Genomic DNA, 20,496 nt, shown 5'->3' with positions numbered 1-20,496 from the left:
GGATACGCATTTTACAACGAAAACTAACGTTTAAAGAAATCGTAACCAATTTTAAAACTAATCCAAAAAGTACCTCCTTTGCTATTAGGTGTTCTTCCAAGTGTGGTCGAATAACCGTAACCAACATTAAATTCGTAATTAAAATTTCGGCTAAAGCTACGGCGAATCCCAAAAACAGGTATAACACTAATCGCATTATAGTCGTTGCTTACATTACTATCATTAGAGATTACAAACCAATTAGGAGAAAATTCTGTCCTAAGTGAAAAATAATTTCCTGAATTATTGCTAATATTTTTTCCTTTTTTTACACGGCGGTTCAATCCATAGTACCACTTTGGCTCTATGGAAATAGCAGGAGCAAGTAAAAAGCCCGTTTTGTCATAAATATCTCCTGTCCAAAAACCTCCATGTAAACTTGCATCAGAACGCAAAGTTATAGCATCGGAAAGCCGGTGTTCATTGTAAATATTTACCCCCAATAATCCTGCTTGAAAGCCTACAAGATCTTTCTCTACACTTACATGTTGTGCATAAACTGCATTCAGTCCTAATACCATAAACATGGTAGCAATGATTTTTTTCATGAAAATAAGTTTTAATTAAAGCGAAGCAAACATATAAAAAAAAATTAAAATACAAACCCATGAACATCTTTAATCGTCTTTTTCACACCTCTAACAGTTAAAAACATCCAAAAAGTTCAATACTTATTGAACTAATTAAACTTTTTTTCTACTTTTGCCCCGAAATGATTTTTTCGCAGAAATGATAAAAAACACAGACCATACTTTACTACAAGATTTGATTACCTTGTACACCAACCATTTTGGGCTAAGCCCTATTATGGCAAAAATTTGTGCTTATCTGAAATTGGACTTCGAAGGAAATGGTGCTACCTTCGACCAACTTCAACAAGCCTTGGGTGTAAGTAAGGGTTCCATCTCGATGAACCTACGTAAACTCATCGATAAGGAGATTATTTTAGAAATTAACAAGTTCAACGAGAGAAAAACCTACTTCGTTTACAATCAAGACTATATTATACTATGGTTAAAACAATCCATCGAGCGGATGGAATACACCCTTAGTGTAGTACAACGCGTTAATAACCTATCGAAAAAGCACCCCAATACTCCTAAAACCTTACTAAAACGCAAACAAATCCATCAAGAATTTTTACAACAAGGTATAGAAGCATTTAAAGAAACCCTTTTTAAAATAGAAAACGTATGAGAATAATCTTCATTTTGGCAGGTTTGAGCCTAATGACAGCCTGTAACAACACCCCAAAACAAGTTCAACAAGGTGTAAAAACGCTTCCGGTAATCACGGTGGGGGAACAAAGCAGTACATATCACCTTTCTTATCCGGTGAACATTGAAGGAAAGGTGAATAGCCCTGTACAAGCGCGAATATCGGGATATATTACACAAGTGTTGGTTGATGAAGGTCAGCAAGTAACCAAAGGTCAACCTCTTTTTAGATTGGAAACTCAAGCACTTAACCAAAGCTCTCAAGCCGCCAAATCGGCAGTAGATGCAGCGCAGGTGGAAGTCAACCGCCTTGAACCTCTTGTCGCCAAAAATATTATCAGTTCCGTACAGTTAGAAACTGCCAAAGCCAACTTGGCTCGGATAAAGGCAAGTTATGCCGAAGTGAATGCCAACATTGATTATGCCATAGTCAGAGCTCCTGTAACAGGTGTAGTGGGTAGCATTCCCTTACGTGAAGGTGCTTTGGTTAGTGCCAATAACACGGTTTTGACTACTGTTTCAGATGTGAAAGAGGTATATGCTTACTTTTCTATGAATGAGAAAGACTATATTACCTTCTTAGAGGTTGCCAAAGGCAAGTCCTTGAATGAAAAAATCGGTAATTTACCTAAGATTACATTAGTTTTAGCCAATGGCGAACGCTATCCGCACCAAGGAACAATCAGTACCGTAACGGGTCAAGTTGATAAAAACACCGGAAGCATTCGGTTTCGAGCTACATTCCCCAATGCGGAAGGACTGCTTACTAATGGTAACAGCGGTACCATACTTATTCCGGAGGTACACGCAAATAGTTTAGTAATTCTGGAGGTAGCCACCTTTGAGCAACAAGGCTTGGTTTTCGCCTATAAAGTAGAGCAAGACACTGTAAAACAAGTCATCATTACCCTTAAAAACCGAAATAATAACTTAGCCGTAGTGTCTGACGGACTGCAAAAAGGCGATATTTTGGTCGTGCAAGGACTTAATGGTATCCGAACAGGTATGAAAATCCAAACGAAACCCATTTCTATGGATAGCTTAGTACAAGCCATCAAACCTGCTTTCAGATAATTTTTATATAAAAACGATAAAAGCAATCTATTTTTTAAGTTTATCAATAATTAAAAATGCTATATCCGAAAATTATAGCGGTTTTTTACAAATGAAAAACGACATATCTGAAAAATATAGTCGTTTTCAGAAGTGAAAAAGCTATTTCTTGAAAAATTATATCGGTTTTTTACAAGTGAAAAACAACATATCTGAAAAATATAGTCGTTTTCAGAAGTAAAAAATCCATTTCTCGGAAAATTATAGCAGTTTTTTACAAGTGAAAAACGACATATCTGAAAAATATAATCATTTTCAGAAGTGAAAAAGCTATTTCTTGGAAAATTATAGCGGTTTTTAAAAGTATAAAACTAAGTAAGTCCGTTATAAAAATAGGTTACAACAAATAACAAACAATAATCATTTATAGAAAAATAAGTTTTATAAATCAGATAAACTCATTCAATTTATTCTATTTGTATGTTTATCAATATATAAAACCATAAAAAATCAAAATAAAACAAATATGGTAAAACTATTTATCGACAGACCTGTAATGTCAACAGTGATTTCCATACTCATTGTAATACTCGGTATATTGGGTATTGTAGGCTTACCCATTTCGCAATACCCTGATATTGCTCCGGTGACGGTTCAAGTATCGGCAAATTATACCGGCGCTAATGCGGAAACCGTTTTGAAATCGGTAGTAATTCCGTTAGAGGAGCAAATCAATGGGGTAGAAAATATGGACTATATCACCTCTACTGCTACGAACAATGGTTCGGCATCGATAAACGTTTATTTTAAGCAAGGAACTAATCCTGATATTGCTGTAGTTAACGTACAGAATCGTGTGGCTCGTGCCAACTCCATTTTACCTGCCGAAGTTACTCGCGCAGGGGTGGTTACTCAAAAGCAAAACACAGGGGCTTTGATGTTTATGACGTTTTACTCCACCAATGATAAGATTAACGACATCTTTATACAGAATTACTTAAACATCAATATCATTCCTGCCATAAAGCGTATCAATGGTGTGGGTGATGCTAATGTATTCGGTGGGAAGGATTACGCTATGCGAATTTGGTTACGTCCTGAAAAGTTAGCCGCTTATGGTTTAAACCCTGCTGAAGTTACCGCTGCCATTACCGACCAAAGTCGTGAGGCTGCAGCAGGTACACTCGGTCAGAACAGCGGTAGCTCTTACGAATACGTAATCAAGTATAAAGGAAAATATAATGAGGTTCAAGAATATGAGAACATCGTAATAAAGGCAATGAACAACGGTCAGATACTCCGATTGAAAGACGTAGCTGATATTGAATTGGGGGCTTTGTCTTACACAGGATTTGCACGTAATAACGGAAACCCTGCCGTTTCAATGGGAGTCTATCAAACGCCGGGCTCTAACGCACGTGATATTATCAACGATGTAAAAAAATACCTCAAAGAAGCCGAGTTAGCCCTTCCTGAAGGTATCGGATACACCATAAATATGGACTCTAATGAGTTTTTAGACGCTTCCATTTCCAAAGTTTTAACCACTTTACTCGAAGCCTTTCTACTTGTTTTCTTAGTAGTTTACTTATTCCTACAAGATTTCCGCTCCACACTAATTCCTGCCATAGCAGTTCCGGTATCAATAGTAGGTACATTCTTCTTCTTGAACCTATTCGGATACTCTATAAATATGCTTACACTATTCGCTTTGGTACTTGCCATTGGTATTGTAGTGGACGATGCTATTATTGTAGTAGAAGCCGTACACGCCAAAATGGAGCAAACTCGCGACAAAGCCAAGGCTTCTACCCTATCGGCTATGCACGAGATAACAGGTGCAATTATTTCGGTAACCTTAGTAATGGCTGCGGTATTCATTCCGGTAACGTTCATTGGCGGAACTACAGGCGTATTTTACAAACAATTCGGGATTACACTTATCATTGCTATTGCTATTTCGGCAGTGAATGCCCTTACGCTTAGCCCCGTACTATGTGCTTTACTACTGAAACCTCATCCGGATAAAGCCTATGAAGAAAAATCTTTCATTGGCAAGTTTTTCCATAAGTTTAACCTTGCTTTCGAGGCAGCCACCAAGCGGTACGGAAAAACCTTTACCTTCTTTTTACGCCACAAATGGGTAACGCTTATCCTCTTTGTAGTGGCAGGAGGTGTGCTTTATTACAGTAACGAGAAAATGAAAACAGGATTTGTTCCTACGGAAGATAATGGTATGCTGATGATGAACGTAGAGCTTATCCCCGGAGCGTCGATGGAGCGTACGGCAAACGTACTGCAAGAGGTACAGGAGCGAGTTCGTAAAATACCCGGAGTGCATTCGGTAACAGGAATTTCAGGTAGAAGCTTTATCTCGGGTGCCGGAAGCAACTACGGAATGGGTTTTTTACGATTGAAACCCTTCGCCGAGCGACAAGCTGACCCAAGGCAAAGCATACAAGCTATCATAGGTCAGGCTTTTGGAGCAGTTTCAGGTATTGCCGATGCCAAAGTCATTTTCTTTCAGCCACCTGCTGTACCCGGTTTCGGTATGAGTTCAGGGTTTTCAATGGTTTTGTTGGACAAAACAGGGGGCGAAATCAGCGAACTTAACAGCACCACACAGCAGTTCCTTCAAGCCCTTAACCAACGCCCTGAAATTCAGTACGTGCAAACCTCTTTCAACGTAAACTATCCGCAGTATCAGTTAGAAATAAACGTAGAACGTGCTGCACAATCGGGCATTAGCGTTACGCATATCCTTTCGGTGCTACAAAATTACATCGGTGGACTCTATGCAACAGACTTTACCAAGTACGGAAAACAATTCCGAGTGATGGTACAAGCACTTCCTGATGACCGAAAAAGCATTCAAAGCCTTGACGGACTTACCGTACGTACCTCCAACGGGCAGATGGCACCTATTTCGCAATTCGTTACGCTCAAACGTACCTTTGGTCCGCAGAGTGTGAACCGCTATAATCTGTTTACTTCGGTAGCCTTAACCGGAGCTAATGCCGAAGGATACAGTACCGGTGATGCCTTAAATGCAGTAAAAGAGGTGGCATCGGAAACTTTAAATAGTAATTATGGCATTGACTATACGGGGCTTACTCGCGAAGAGCAACGTGCAGGTACGCAAACCCTTGTTATTTTTGCACTTTCGCTGATTTTCACCTATTTCATTCTATCGGCTCAGTATGAAAGTTATCTGTTACCCTTGGCGGTAATCTGCTCACTTCCGTTCGGAATTATGGGGGCTTATTTGGGGCAATGGGCAATGGGATTGGAAAACAATATTTACTTTCAGATATCGCTCATTATGTTGGTCGGTTTGTTGGCTAAGAATGCTATCTTAATCGTGGAATTTGCCGTACAACGTAGGCATCACGGCGAGAGCCTATCCAAATCGGCAATCAATGCCGCTATGGCAAGGCTCAGACCCATTTTGATGACCTCATTTGCCTTTATCGTGGGCTTACTACCTTTGGTATTTGCCGGTGGCGTGGGGGCAGCAGGTAACCGCTCGGTAGCCACAGGTGCGGTAACAGGGCTTTTGTTAGGTACATTCATTGGGCTGATTGTCATTCCGGTACTTTTCGTGGTTTTCCAACACCTACAAGAAAAAATAGTAGGGATTAAATCCGTAGAAAAACAACACGAAAGCCAAGCGTAAAACAGATTTATATCGGTACGAACTACCATACAGACACAAAACAACACCTCATACGTTCTTTAAAATACTGTTTATTGGGCTTATCGGGCAGATTTTAAAAACATAAAAACAGCCTTAGTTAGCACTTATAAAAGAATAGTTCAAGCAAAAACCATAGTTACTTAAACAGAAGCTAAGTCATTTTATAACAAAACGTTAAAAACGAGTAGCTACTCAAAATTTAACTTTTCGTTAATGTTAAGCAATCGTTTTTTGAGCTAAATTTGTAACACCTTCCAACTCAAATACACGGAAGGCAAAGTATATTTAACTATTTTAAAAACGCATAACTATGGAAATGATTTTAAAAATTAAGGAGGTAAACCTTGGGAAATTCAACAACGCAGAGTATACTCAATTTTTAAGTTTTACTAAGGAATTGATTGAAAAGGCAGGTTTGGAACAGCTTGGCATAGCCGACACCGCTTTTGAGCAATTTAAAAGCAACATCGAACTGCTTACCGATGCCGCTCATCAGAGTCGCATCAGTAGTGAAACCAAAGAGCTTTCGGAGATTGATAAGCAACGTAATGAAATCCTCGCATTTTTGCTGATGAATTTCCGTTCGGAACTGAAAAACCCTATTGAAAAACGGCGTAAAGCAGGTACCGAACTCTACAATGCTACCAAACCTTACAGCAAAATTAAGAGTTTGCCTATCCGACAGAAGACACAAAACATTGAGGGCTTAATTACGGACCTTACCAAAGAGGCAAACTTACCTCACTTGAATACTTTAGGGATTAAAGAAGCCGTTGAAAAACTAAACGCTCTGAATGTCAAGTACAAAAAACTACTTGCTAATCGGGCTGATAGCCAAATTTCAGTTCCTCAAATCCGTATTGGGCAATTGCGTAAGGAAACCAATCAGATTTATGATTACCTCATCACCAAGGCTTTTGTCAGTTCGGTAGCTTCGCCATCGGAAGAAAACAAAACGTTTGTGCATTCCATAAACAAACTCATTACCGATACCACCATCGCCTACAAGCTACGGCAAGGACAAAAGGTGCGTAAAGACGGAATGAATACCAATTAAAAGCCACTGAAAATTCAGGAGAATGACAAAATGATGCTTTTTTCAATACGTTTGCTTTTACTTATGTAGCGAATTTTTATGCTTCATCTTCCAATATGCTGTAATGGACTTACAGCATATTTTGTTTTTGTGATTTTAAACCCTAAATGGAGTTAAAAATAATTTCTATTATTTACCCCACTACCCTACCCTAAGCCCTAAAAAACAATATTTTGGAAATGTTAGAAACCATTTGCTTTATAAAAGTTTCGATTTTACTCAACTTAACAACACCTTTGTCACGCTGAGCGAAGTCAAAGCCTTATAAAATCTATTGAATAATTTTGAATTACAAGGGTTAAAAACATCCTCCGTCCTACGGACACCTCCTTCAAAAGAGGATTTAAGAAAGTGAGAAATCACAAAATTCCTCCTTTCAAGAGAATTAGGAAGATGTAAAACCCATAAATATTAAAAAAACATCGTATTTAATACTATTTAGCCTTATGAAACAACAGATAAAAAAGGGGATAATTGCCTTAGGAGGGCTTCTCATTTTGGCTTCGTGTGCCGGTAGAAAACCCTACATACGTACCGAATTGCCTACAGAAAACCTTTATCGTACCGACCAACTACCCACCGATAGCATCAGTACCGGTAGCGTATCGTGGCGAACTATCTTCACCGATGACAAACTGCAAGGCTACATTAAGCAAGCCCTTGAAAATAATTTGGACATACGCATAGCGTGGCAAAATATGGAGAAATCAAAAGCACAATTGCTACAAAGTAAATATGCTTTTCTGCCTACTTTAAGTCTGAACCCAAGTTACACCTATACAAGTCCTTCTTTAAACACCCCCTCAGGAAACTTTTCAGGCGAAAGAACCCACCTGCGTCAATGGGATTTGACAGCTACCACGGCGTGGGAAGCCGATGTTTGGGGAAAAATCAATGCCCAAAAGAAAGCCAATTACGCAGGAGCATTATCAAGCATTGCTTCGCACCAAGCCATACAATCGGAAGTGGTAGCTACATTGGCTACGGCTTACTATCAGCTGCTGATGTTGGACAAACAACAACAGATTTTAGAAGCCACCATCAGCCTTCGCCTTAAAAGTTTGGAAACTACACAAGCCCTAAAACAAGCCGGAAGCACCACCGAAGTGGCTGTACAACAAACCCAAGCCCTTTACTACAATGCACAAGCACAGCTTGTTGGTATTAAAAACAACATTCACGCTTTAGAAAATAGCATTTGTATCCTTTTAGGTATTCCCTCACACCCCATAGCACGTAATTCATTGGAAGGACAATCCTTCCCCACAGATTTTAATCAAGGATATGCAGTGAGTTTATTAGAAAATCGCCCTGATGTACGCAAAGCAGAACTCGATTTAATCCAAGCCTTTGAACTGACTAACGTAGCTCGGGCAGCTTTCTACCCTACATTTACCATTACAGCACGTGGAGGATTCAGCAGTCAAACCTTTGAAAATTGGTTGGATACCAAATCCATATTTGCTAATTTCATAGGCGGATTGGTACAACCTCTGCTCAACAAACGGCAAATCCGTTCGCAGTACGAAATTAGCCAAGCTAACCGCGAAACAGCACTGCTCAAATTCAAAAAAACAATGCTTACCGCAGGTAAAGAAGTATCAGACGCTTTGCAAAATTATCATTCGCAACACGAGTATATCCTGCTAAAAACCAAAGAAATGGAGGCTTACCAAAAAGCTACCGAATATTCGCAAGAACTTTTCAATAGTGGTATGGCAAGTTATTTGGAGGTGATTTCGGCAGAGGTAAATCGACTTAATGCCGAACTAAGCGTAGCCAATGCCGAGTTTAATAAGATGCAGTACGGAATTATGCTCTACAAAGCCCTCGGAGGAGGTTGGAAATAACTCAACTTTTCAATCGACTGAAAGAAGAGAACTTTCCCCTTTATTGAATTTTATGCTCTAAAAATTAGGACATTTCAATTTTTATTTTACTTTTGTAACACTAACAAATTTTATTATTTTATGAAAAGATTTATTATCCCCGTTTTAGGATGTGCAGTATTGGCGTCCTGTACAGACAAAGCCCCCGAGTACACCGTGCTATCGGGCAAGGTAAGTAACTATGATTTTGAGAAAATCATATTAGTTGGAGATGGTTTTGAAAAGGAAATTATGCTCAACGCCGACAAATCATTTATCGATACGTTGATGTTAGCCCACGACGGAGGCTATACCCTTGCTCGTACTGATATCTACTTGCAAAAAGGCAAAGATTTGAACGTTGATATGGATTTTAAAAATTCGCAGGAAAACAAATTTTCGGGCAGTTTAGCTCCTGAAAACAACTATCTTTTGAGTAAAGTAAAACTCTCACAAGAGGTATTAGGTAAAGATAAAACAGACTTTTATAAATTAGAAGAGGCTGATTTTATTGCAAAAGTAAATGAATATAGTACAAAACAAAAAGAATTACTCAATAAAACCAATTTCAACGTGAAAGGATTTAAAGCTTTGGAAGAAAAAACTATCGCTTATGAAGCTGATTTCCTATTAAATCGATACGAAAATTATCATTCTTACTTTGCACAAAAGGAAGGGTTTAAAGTTTCTGAAAATTTCCCTAAACTAAATACTACTGACCTTGATAACGCTGAAGATTTTCGCTTTTCAAGAACCTACCGAAGTTTGGTAAATGAATTATTCCAAAAAAATAACGATAATGCATACAATGAACAATTCGGACAGGAATATGATAAAGAAAAATACTTAGGTATTATTTTGACTAATTTCAAAAAGATAAAAAGTGACAACGTTCGTAATGCCATCGCAAAAAGATTCTTAGAACACTACATTTCACCGGAAAGTCCTCTAACAGAAAAGGTTTATCAAGAGCTTATGGCTAACGTAACTGATGAAACTCTGAAAGAGAAATTCACCGAAAGCTATAACAAAGTTAAGGCTTTGGCAAAAGGAAACCCCTCACCTACCTTCAATTTTGAGAATCATAAAGGTGGAAAAACCGCTTTGGCTGACCTAAAAGGCAAATTGGTATATATTGATGTTTGGGCAACTTGGTGCGGACCTTGTTTGCAAGAAATTCCTCACCTAAAAGAGGTAGAGAAAAAATACCACGGAAAGAATATTGAATTCGTGAGCATTTCAGTAGATGATAAAAGAGATTACGATAAATGGAAAAACTTCGTAACAGAAAGAGAATTGGTAGGCACACAACTCTTTGCTGACAATGCGTGGGAGACTCCATTCGTTAAAGATTATGTAATCACCGGAATTCCGCATTTTATATTGCTTGATACACAAGGAAACATCATCAGTGCAGATGCTCCTCGTCCATCAGACCCTAAACTCATTGAGTTACTCACCGAAAACGGTATTTAATAAACTACAAAGGACTGTCGTTAATGACAGTCCTTTTTTTATTAGAGTTATTATCAGTTTGAGTATTTTGTAGGTTTGCTTTGTTTCAACCTTAAAAAAACTCCGACTTCACTTGGTTTAACATCTATTTAATCTAACACAAGTGAAGCCGAAGCTGAGTTTTAAAGGATATAGTATTGCTTTAATTTACAACCATCCCTACTCTTACATCTATTGATGCTGTCTTTTTCGTTTTTTTATCTCTAATAGTTATAACACCCTCTTTAGTTTCATTTCTTGTAGATTCTATTCGGATACTATTCTGCACAATTTTAACGGTAATCAGATCTCCTAATTCATTTTTAATTATTTCGTAATCACCACTTCCTGAAGTAATTGAAATCCAAGCAACAGTATCTTCATTGACATAGTTCGAACCTACTGTACCCCATATAAACAGTTGATTGTGGGACAGCTCAAAAGGAACATCAACCACAGGTTCTGTTACGTTTACTCGTACCACTTTGGTTTGTTTTGTCACTGTGTCCTCAACAGTTACAAAAGATTCTCCCGCAGCATATGTTTTGAGATTCAATGTACTACCTATAAGGGCTGCTGAAACAATCCTTCCATTTGATTCAGTAACTCGATATGAACCAGAACCACTAATTATCAAAACATTAGCCGATTTAGGATATTCAATAGAAATAATTCCTGTTGATAAAACCAAATCAGGTGCTCCATCAACAATAACATTCAAAACATCCGTTTTTCCAGTTTGGGCATCGGTAACTGTAATAGTTGCTCTTCCTGAATTGGCAGCATAGATGTAAAGAACTCCTCGGGAGCGGAAACTATAAGCCACTTTTGAATCACTGGTTCCAAAACTGTAGGCACCACTACCAGAGTGTACGGAAACCGAAGAATTTGTTTCACCCTTTTTCAATCGAAGCTCTCTGGCTGAGAATTTAACATCCCCTATTTGATTGAGTACTGTTACTTTTATTTCTGCTTTTATGTGAGTTCGACGATCTGTAACAGTAATTGTAGTATTTCCTCTCTGACTTCCTTTGATAGTGAGTAGATTACCATTAATTTCTGCACTGGCATATGCGTGTTGAATGCTAAATGAATAATCACCACTTCCTGAGGTAATGACTACCGCTACTTCCTGTCCTTTTAGCACTGTAACTTCTGTTTTATCCAATGCCAATCGCTCTCCATCGGAAACAATCACACGTAGCGTATCCGTTTTTCCTGTTCGCGTGTCGGTAACTGTTAGGACTGCTTCCCCTTCTCTGTAAGACGAATGGATGTAAAGCACTCCTCTTGATTGTGAAGCACGAGCAATGTCAGGATTACTTGAAGCTATACTGTAGAATCCACTTCCTGAAACAATTTGAACGGTAGATTCTGTTTTCCCTTTTTTAATATTAAATTCTCTGACTGAGAATTTAACATCGGGAATCACTTCAATAACGCTGACAGCAATTGTAAACTCGTGCTTAGTTTCATTATCCACAACTTTGATGGTTGTATTTCCTTTAGCATTTCCAGTAACGACAACCTTCTGTCCTGAAATATTTGCTGTTGCTACTGATGGATTTACGGATGAAACACTATAGGAATCATTCCCTGACAAGATGATCGCTTCTTCAGTTTTTCCTTTATGAACACTTATGCTTGAAGGCTCAAGAATCAGAGGTTTTAATGCCTTTATTACATCAATTTCCAATGTTTTTTTCTCGTTTGTTTTGAGGTCTGTGACGGTAAGTGTTGCTTTTCCGACAGCATTGGTTTCAATTTGAATAAAATCTTCCTCAACAGAAGCCGAAACAATAGAAGGGTTGGTTGATTCTACAGCATAGTTTCCATTCCCTGATATTATGCGAATAAATGAAAGATATCCTTCCTGAATTTGAATTTTATCTGTTTCTAACTGCAATTTTTTATCCATATTAACAACCTCTATTCCGATTTCAATTTTCAAACACGGATTGGCTTTATCAATCATTACGATATTTACCTGTCCCAAATCTTTTGTTGTAAACTTCATTCCATTATTGTCATTTGAAACCTCAGCAACGGTAGAGTTCGATGTAGAAATTTCATAATTTCCACTTCCTTTAAGGACTTTAATCGGATAATCATATCCTTTTGCTACTTTGTATGTAACCTTACTCCACGTTTTTATTTCTGTATTATCCGTTCCTATATTGACAACAAAATCTTCTAACGATTTTATTTTGATGGATTTTTCAAAATTAGTTTCTAAGTCTCGAACCGTAAGTTTCCCTTCAGTTTTGCCTTTTGCATTGAAGATTATTTTTGTACCTATTTCGTCAACAGCAAGTGAAGCATCAATATTAGGGTTGTCCATCATGAGTTCATATTCTCCCGAACCAAAGATTTGGAATGACGATTCAGAACAATTCGGAGCGAACTCAAACACTTCTTCTTTAACACTAAATTCCAATTTAAGAAGTTGAACAACTACTTTAACCTCTACCACCTCTTGTGATGTTTTATCTTTTATTTTTACAGTTGTAGATCCTTCCTCTTTTCCCTTGAAAACAATTGCTGTAGTTGTGGATGTGGTTGAAGAAAAGGTTGTTGCAACAATCTTCTCATCGCCACCGACCACCTCGTAAGAACCGTTTCCGGATGTGATAGCTATTGATTTGGAAGCTCCTACATGCAAGGTAGTTTCCGTAGTAGCTACAGAAAATGGAAGATTGACTACCACTTTAATTTTTAACTCTTCCCCACTAACTTTATCTTTTATTGAAATACGGGTTTCTCCCGATGAGTTAAATCTGATGGAAATGACATTCTTAACAACACGTGCTGTGGCAATTTTTTCATTTTCTGAAGTAATTTCATATTGACCATTCCCTGTGGCAATCTCAATAGTCTCGTTGAAGTCCTTAGAAGCATCCCCCGTGAAAGTAGCTACAAGCTCTTGCTTATTGAGGGTTAGTTTTTCTATTTTCTCTTCTGGAATACATGCCGTAGCCATTACAAAAAGTAACGTAACTACATAAATACCAATTTTTTTCATAACATTTTCCTTTTTATTTTCAGGACAAAGGTAAAATGTTACGTTCTAAAAACACTTGTAGAAACGTAAGAAAGAATTGTAAAAACTCTGCATTAACATTCCTTTGATTTGCAAAAATCAAGCATAAGATTTCGCTATGTTTTTCACTGAGTGCAATTTACGAATACAAATAACAAACGAGTAACAAATATTTTTCTTAAAATTATTAATAACCCGACACTATTACAAGAAGCATATGAGATAAGAAACTGAAAATCAAGCAAAAATATACTCTTGGCAGAGACTTAAAGATAATTCGGAACAGACGTTCGGCTCACTCTCCGACAATGCTCAGCTGAACAATTAACGTGTCAGCTGAGCTATCGAAGATTTATTACAATGTTTTTTTCAAATACAAATAGTTCGTATTCGTGAAATACTATTTTAAAAGAAACTTATTTTAGTCAAATAGCTTGGCTACCTGCGTATTTACGAATTCTAAAAAACGAACATCCTCTTGCGAAAAAGGATTCAATTGATGAGAATCTATATCAATTTGTCCGATATTTACGCCATTGACAAACAGAGGAATAACGATTTCAGACTTCACAGTAAGACTACAAGCTATGTAGTTGTCCTGTGCTTTGACATCGGGAACTACAAAGTTTTGATTGGAGACTGCTACTTGTCCACAAATTCCTTTCCCGAACGGAATTTCAGTGTGATCGGTAGGTTCTCCTGCAAAAGCTCCTAAATGCAAAGTTCTCGTTTGGTGATTGGCAAAGTAAAATCCTACCCAATCGTAATGCTCTACTCTGGATTGCAACAAGTCACAAATGGTTTGCATTTTCTCATCACGAGATGCATCTTCTTGATTACAAATAGCTGTAATACTTAAACTTAACTCTTCAAACATATTTTTATTCTATTTTTTATTCTATTCAAAGGTAGAAAAATCAGCAGTGTTGTAGCTATAAGCCTAACTCAGACCATGCAAAAATATAAACTATTTTCCTACGCTCAAAATAGGTAACAATCCATTTTTTATTGTATTTTTGCTGAAATTTTATTGATTATTAAATGTTTATGTACAAACAAAAACATTAACTTTATTGATAATTTAAAGATTTAATATCATAATCAGATGAAAAAATTTTTTATTTTACTTTTAAAAACTATTGGGACTATTATAGGATTTATCGTTTTATACATTCTTTTAGGTGTTCTACTTCCCTTTGTTCAAATTGCAGAAAAGGAAGTTTCTGAACCAAAAAACATGCCTATATACATCTATACCAACGGAATGCACACTGATTTGGTAGTTCCTATCAAAACAGAAATCATAGATTGGAGTCAAAAAATTCTATTCGAGAACACTCTATCGAAAAGAACTGATTATCAATATATTGGAATCGGTTGGGGAGACAAAGGATTTTATCTAGAAACCCCCACTTGGGCAGACCTAAAAATTTCTACTGCTCTAAAAGCTGCTTTCTGGCTGAGTGAGTCTGCTATGCATTGTACTTTTTACGACAAAATTATAGAAAACGAAGATTGTAAAAAAATAATGCTCACCGAACAACAATATCAGGATTTGGTGAACTTTATCCAAAATCAGTTCGACCAAGACGAAAAAGGCAATTTTATTTTTATTAAAACTGATGCGGTCTATGGAGAAAATGATGCCTTTTACGATGCTAAGGGAAAGTATAACCTCACTCGAACTTGTAACACTTGGGTAAATGATGGACTAAAAGTAGCGGGACAAAAAGCAGCCCTATGGACTCCAACGGATACAGGTATTTTTAGGCATTATAAAGAATAAAAAAACCTCACAAAAGAAACTACAAAAATCACTCGTTGAGACTTTCGACTGAAAAATATTTTCTATATTTGCGGACATTGAATTTCTATTCATAACTCTATTTATCGTATGGAAGAGAACACACCACAAGAGCAACCCTCAGGCGAGAGTATCATTAAAGTTACAGGAATGTACCAAAACTGGTTTTTGGACTATGCCTCGTACGTTATTCTGGAACGTGCCGTCCCTGTTATTGAAGATGGATTCAAACCTGTTCAACGACGTATTATGCACTCTCTCAAAGAATTGGAAGACGGAAGATACAACAAAGTTGCTAACGTTGTGGGACATACGATGCAGTATCATCCGCATGGAGACGCGAGTATTTCCGATGCCATTGTACAAATTGGACAAAAAGATTTACTCATTGATATGCAAGGTAACTGGGGAAACATTCTTACGGGTGACCGTGCAGCAGCCTCCCGTTATATTGAAGCTCGACTCTCGAAATTCGCTTTAGATGTGGTGTTTAGCCCCAAGGTAACGCAGTGGCAAATGAGCTATGACGGACGCAAGAAAGAACCCGTACACCTACCCGTAAAATTTCCGCTACTCTTGGCTCAAGGCACAGAAGGGATTGCAGTGGGATTATCAACCAAAATATTACCTCATAACTTCGTGGAATTGCTCGACGCATCAATCGCTCATCTGAAAGGAAAACCTTTTGAGTTATACCCTGATTTTCCTACGGCAGGAGTAATGGATGCAAGTAACTACAACGATGGACAACGTGGCGGACGCATTCGTGTACGAGCTAAAATATCGCAAGTGGATAAAAGTACGCTCCGCATTACCGAAATCCCGTTTTCAACTACCACCGATTCACTTATCGAATCCATACTGAAAGCCAATGAAAAAGGAAAAATAAAAATCAAAAAAGTAGAAGATAATACCGCTGAAAATGTAGATATTATAATACATTTACCTTCAGGAATATCGCCCGATAAAACCATTGACGCTCTCTATGCTTTTACGGCTTGTGAAACTTCAATTGCTCCACTGGCGTGTATCATTGAGAACAATACGCCTCTTTTTCTGACCGTATCGGAAATACTAAGGCGATCTACAGATAACACGGTACAGCTGCTCAAAAGTGAATTAGAATACGACTTGGCCGAATTAGAAGAAAAACAACACTTCTCTACTTTGGAAAAGATATTTATTCGCGAAGAAATGTATATTGACTTTAAATTGTACTCGGAAAGAGAAACTCTTTACCAATACTTACGCGATCGCTTTGAGCCTTTCAAAGAACAACTTATCAAAGAAATTACGGACGAACATCTGCAGCGCTTAACGCAAATCCCGATGATTCGTATCACCAAGTTCGACACTTTCAAGGCAGATGAAAATTTGCTCAAAATTGAAGCCGATATCGAAGAAATAAAAAATCACTTAGCAAACCTAATTGATTATGCCATAAATCATTTCAAACGCTTGAAAGAGACCTACGGAAAAGGCAAAGAACGCAAAACTGAAATACGTCCGTTTGACAATATCGAGGCAACAAAAGTGGTAGTGAGGAACATCAAATTATATGTCAATAAAGGAGAAGGTTTTGTGGGTACATCACTCAAAAAAGATGAATATATCGGCGATTGTAGTGATATTGACGATGTGATCGTCTTCACCGAGAGTGGAATGATGAAAGTGGTAAAAGTCAGCGAGAAAACGTATATTGAGAAAAACATCATCCATGCAGCTGTTTTTAAAAAAGATGACAAACGTACCATCTACAACGTTATCTATAAGGACGGACATACCGGTTTTTCTTACATCAAACGCTTTAACGTCACGGGAATTATCCGCGACAAAGAATACGAACTGATACCGAAACATAAAGACTCAAAAATACTGTATTTCACCCCTAATCCAAATGGAGAAGCCGAAGTAGTAACCATTAATTTACGCCAAGTAGGAAGCATTCGTAAATTAAAATGGGACGTGGATTTTGCCGATACCATTATAAAAGGACGCGGAGTCAAAGGTAATTTAGTGTCAAAATTTGCTATTAAGCGCATTGAACTTAAAGAAAAAGGCGTTTCGACTCTCAAACCTCGAAAAATTTGGTTTGACGATATCGTAAAACGCTTAAATACAGACGAAAGAGGAAATCTACTCGGTGCATTCAAAGGCGACGATCGATTGTTATTGATCACGAAAGACGGTAGCGTAAAAACTGTAATTCCAGACTTAAATTTACACTTCGAGAACAATATCTTAATCATGGAAAAGTGGATTCCTCAAAAGCCTATTTCTGTGATTTATTATGACGGCGAGAAAGAACGTTACTACGTAAAACGTTTTGTCATTGAGAACGAAAACAAAGAAGAACTTGTGATTACAGAACATCCAAAGTCACAGCTATTGTTCGTTTCATCGGATTGGAGACCAATGGCAGAAGTAGTTTTTGCCAAAGAAAAAGGAAAATCCGAGAAGGAAAATCTAATAGTAAATCTGGAAGAATTCATATCTATAAAAGGCATAAAAGCCCTTGGTAATCAGCTTTCTACTGAAAAAGTAAAAGAAATAATAACCATAGAATCGCTCCCTCCACACCAGGAGAACGAAATGGAAGAAAACTTGGAAGAGGAACTTGGCGATGACGAAATCACTGACTCATCCGATGAATCGGATGGGCTACAAACCGAATTGGAATTCTAATAAACTTAATTGATATGCTCACTTTTCCTCTTGAAATGTTCTTCATAAAGTCGTACCTTCGTGGTTTGAACTTAACTTAAGAGTTATGACATCCGTAAGGATATATAGATATCAAATATCGGTTAGAAAAGCCAAGAACACAACTTCTCGAAACATGTAGTTGATAATTTTGTGATTTCTAAATTGTCTTCTGAGTTAAAAATCCGTATGAATGAAATTTTAATAATTAATTTTATGAAACAAATTTTTAGTTTTTTACTGCTTCTGTGTGCTATTCCAGCAGTGGCACAAATGGAGAAGAAACCAAACATTATCTTCATTTTGGCAGATGATTTGGGCTATGGCGACACCGAGCCTTACGGACAGCAAATCATCAAAACGCCACATCTGAACAAATTGGCGGAGGAAGGTATGAAGTTCACGCAATTCTATGCTGGTGCATCTGTGTGCGCTCCCTCCAGAGCATCAATTATTACTGGCGAAACTACAGGGGTAACACATATTCGTGGAAACAAAGAAGTTTCAGAACCCATTGATGGTCAAGCTCCTATTCCCAAAAACTCACGCTCCATAGGCAAAATACTAAAATCAGCGGGTTACAACACGGCTATTTTCGGAAAATGGGGATTAGGTACGGTAGCCTCAACAGGAAACCCTCTCTTACATGGTTTTGATACTTTTTTCGGATATAATTCCCAGCTTCGAGCCCATCGCCGATTCCCTCCTTTTTTGTGGCAGGACAACGAACGTTATTACCTTACTGAAAATGGAAATTACGAACATCAAATCGTTTATTCTGAAGATGTTATACATGAAAAGGCACTAGACTACTTAGAAAAACAATCCTCTGAGAAACCTTTCTTTGCAATACTTGCCTACACCTTGCCACATGCCGAACTCGTAGTGCCACAGGACAGCATCTTAGAGTCTTACTCACATCTTCCTGAAAAGCCATACAAAGGAATTGATTACAACGGTGAGAAAACAATTATTGGAGGATATATGAGCCAACCTAAAGCTCATGCTACACATGCCGCTATGGTCTCTCGCTTGGATAAGTATCTGGGAGATGTTCGTAAACTACTGAAACGTAAAAACTTAGATGATAACACAATAATCATTTTTGCCAGTGACAATGGAGCTCATTTTGAAGGTGGTGCCGACCCTGATTTTTTCAAATCATCAGGTATTTTGCGAGGTTTAAAACGTGATCTATATGAAGGTGGCATACGCACTCCATTTATTGTTTATTGGAAAGGGAAAGTTAAACAACAGACTACGAGCAACTTTGTGGGAGCTTTTTGGGATTTGATGCCTACCTTTGCGGATATTGCAGGGGTTCCATATACTAAAACTGGAAGTGAAGTTTCGATTTTGCCAACCTTATTAGGAAAGGATAAAAAACAAAAGCAACATAAATATCTCTACTGGGAATTTCACGAACTTGGTGGGCGACAAGCTGTTCGTTATGGAAAATGGAAAGGCGTCCGTTTGAATGTGAATAAAGACAAAAATGGTTCTATTGAACTGTACGATCTTGAAAAAGACCCTTCAGAGAAAAATAACATTGCTAAGAATCATCCAAGGATAGTAAAAAAAATAGCTAAAATGATGGAACAAGCTCACCAACGCTCAGCATTGTTCCCATTTGCTTGGGAAAAATAATTATATGAGAGATGCTTGGTGGGACTATCCTTCCCACCAGGCTACTGCAAAACCAATAATAAAACCTACGCAAAAGCTCGCGATAAATAAGGCTAACAAGATTAGCGATACCCAAAGGATACCATTAATTATTTTCCCCGCCTTACCAAATTTTTTTTCGAAATACCCCCTGCTCAATGTGTACCAAATATAACTTATTTCGGAATTCAATGAGTCTCTACCGAATTGAAATTCATCATTTTCATCGCTCATTGAGGTTACTAAATCTGAAATTTCAACAATGTATTTTCCGTACATTTCCTTGAGCCACATTTTTCCAATAATATACAATGCTATAACAAAAACAACCATACAACAAGCTACCAACATCAGATGAGGGATATTACCATTTAAAAACGTAGGACTCATTGCCCAATAAAAACAGAAAGCTATCGGGATAGAGGAAATGTAGTACGATTTGTACAATTCCGTGTTTAAAACCAATTCATATCTGAGGTTCAATAAATTGTGATACGTACTGAAGCTCTGAGTGTTGATTCTTTTGTAAAGCGAATAAAACTTACGGAAATAGTAGGCTGTAATTAATATTAAAATAAGATACAATCCGCCAAAAACGAACAATTGTTCTGAGGTTTCACAGAGGAAGAGTAATCCTGCAACTACGGCTAATGTGAATACGGAAAACCAAAATTCTTTTTCCATATTAGCTCGGATTTTCTCCAAAGGTGTACGCAATTGTTGTTGTTTTTCAATAGAAATTTCAGGAGTTTGACTTACTTTTTCTTCGCTCCAAAGGTTTTTAATGTTTTCAATATTCATTTTTAAAAGGTGTTAGATA

General features: G+C 37.6%; 13 protein-coding genes. 9 read left to right on the top strand and 4 right to left on the bottom strand.

Translation table 11 applies throughout. The features are described from left to right. Positions 1-23: 23 nt before the first annotated feature. The gene (locus CGC49_RS06460; protein WP_095912171.1) at positions 24-587 is read right to left on the bottom strand and encodes a hypothetical protein; all 564 of its coding nucleotides are present in this window, start codon (positions 585-587) and stop codon (positions 24-26) included. Between the two features lie 181 nt (positions 588-768). Here CGC49_RS06460 and CGC49_RS06455 point away from each other — a divergent pair, with 181 nt between their 5' ends. The 6 genes from CGC49_RS06455 (at position 769) to CGC49_RS06430 (ending at position 10,446) form a co-directional block, all read left to right on the top strand. Continuing rightward, positions 769-1,236 carry a GbsR/MarR family transcriptional regulator gene (locus tag CGC49_RS06455; RefSeq protein ID WP_095912170.1) on the top strand — a complete coding sequence of 156 codons (468 nt, stop codon included), beginning with the start codon at positions 769-771 and terminating at the stop codon, positions 1,234-1,236. Further along, a complete protein-coding gene (locus tag CGC49_RS06450; protein ID WP_095912169.1) occupies positions 1,233-2,330 on the top strand; it encodes an efflux RND transporter periplasmic adaptor subunit in 1,098 nt (365 codons plus the stop codon). Before CGC49_RS06455 ends, CGC49_RS06450 begins: the two co-directional genes overlap by 4 nt. A gap of 505 nt (positions 2,331-2,835) precedes the next feature. Further along, on the top strand, positions 2,836-5,985 hold the full coding sequence (locus tag CGC49_RS06445; RefSeq protein WP_095912168.1) for an efflux RND transporter permease subunit: 3,150 nt from the start codon (positions 2,836-2,838) through the stop codon (positions 5,983-5,985). Positions 5,986-6,316: 331 nt separating this feature from the next. Further along, positions 6,317-7,063: a DUF6261 family protein gene (locus tag CGC49_RS06440; RefSeq protein ID WP_013997040.1), complete on the top strand. Its 747-nt coding sequence runs from the start codon at positions 6,317-6,319 to the stop codon at positions 7,061-7,063. 485 nt (positions 7,064-7,548) lie between these two features. Then, positions 7,549-8,952: an efflux transporter outer membrane subunit gene (locus CGC49_RS06435; protein WP_095912167.1), complete on the top strand. Its 1,404-nt coding sequence runs from the start codon at positions 7,549-7,551 to the stop codon at positions 8,950-8,952. A 120-nt stretch (positions 8,953-9,072) separates the two neighbouring features. Then, complete coding sequence (locus CGC49_RS06430; RefSeq protein ID WP_095912166.1) at positions 9,073-10,446, top strand: TlpA disulfide reductase family protein; 1,374 nt, start codon at positions 9,073-9,075, stop codon at positions 10,444-10,446. Between the two features lie 181 nt (positions 10,447-10,627). Here the strand turns inward: CGC49_RS06430 and CGC49_RS06425 are convergent, their stop codons facing one another. Continuing rightward, positions 10,628-13,486 (bottom strand): Ig-like domain-containing protein, encoded by a 2,859-nt coding sequence (locus CGC49_RS06425; protein ID WP_095912165.1) that lies wholly within the window; start codon positions 13,484-13,486, stop codon positions 10,628-10,630. A gap of 439 nt (positions 13,487-13,925) precedes the next feature. Next, the gene (locus CGC49_RS06420; protein WP_042005854.1) at positions 13,926-14,381 is read right to left on the bottom strand and encodes a GAF domain-containing protein; all 456 of its coding nucleotides are present in this window, start codon (positions 14,379-14,381) and stop codon (positions 13,926-13,928) included. A 228-nt stretch (positions 14,382-14,609) separates the two neighbouring features. Between CGC49_RS06420 and CGC49_RS06415 the strand changes: the two genes are divergently transcribed. The 3 genes from CGC49_RS06415 (at position 14,610) to CGC49_RS06405 (ending at position 19,658) form a co-directional block, all read left to right on the top strand. After that, positions 14,610-15,290, top strand: a complete 681-nt coding sequence (locus tag CGC49_RS06415) for a TIGR02117 family protein (RefSeq protein ID WP_095912164.1) — start codon at positions 14,610-14,612, stop codon at positions 15,288-15,290. Between the two features lie 108 nt (positions 15,291-15,398). Continuing rightward, positions 15,399-17,993 (top strand): DNA gyrase/topoisomerase IV subunit A, encoded by a 2,595-nt coding sequence (locus CGC49_RS06410; protein WP_042344656.1) that lies wholly within the window; start codon positions 15,399-15,401, stop codon positions 17,991-17,993. Positions 17,994-18,227: 234 nt separating this feature from the next. Further along, positions 18,228-19,658 (top strand): arylsulfatase, encoded by a 1,431-nt coding sequence (locus CGC49_RS06405; RefSeq protein ID WP_095912720.1) that lies wholly within the window; start codon positions 18,228-18,230, stop codon positions 19,656-19,658. Between the two features lie 24 nt (positions 19,659-19,682). On the opposite strand, the gene CGC49_RS06400 is transcribed toward CGC49_RS06405, so the two are convergent. After that, entirely contained in the window at positions 19,683-20,477 is a 795-nt protein-coding gene (locus CGC49_RS06400) for a hypothetical protein (protein ID WP_042344655.1), read from the bottom strand. Between the last annotated feature and the right edge of the window lie 19 nt (positions 20,478-20,496).

Source organism: Capnocytophaga sp. H4358 (assembly GCF_002302515.1).
Lineage (GTDB): Bacteria > Bacteroidota > Bacteroidia > Flavobacteriales > Flavobacteriaceae > Capnocytophaga > Capnocytophaga canis.
The sequence above is the reverse complement of the archived record's forward strand: the minus strand, read 5'-3'. Positions and strand labels throughout refer to the sequence as shown.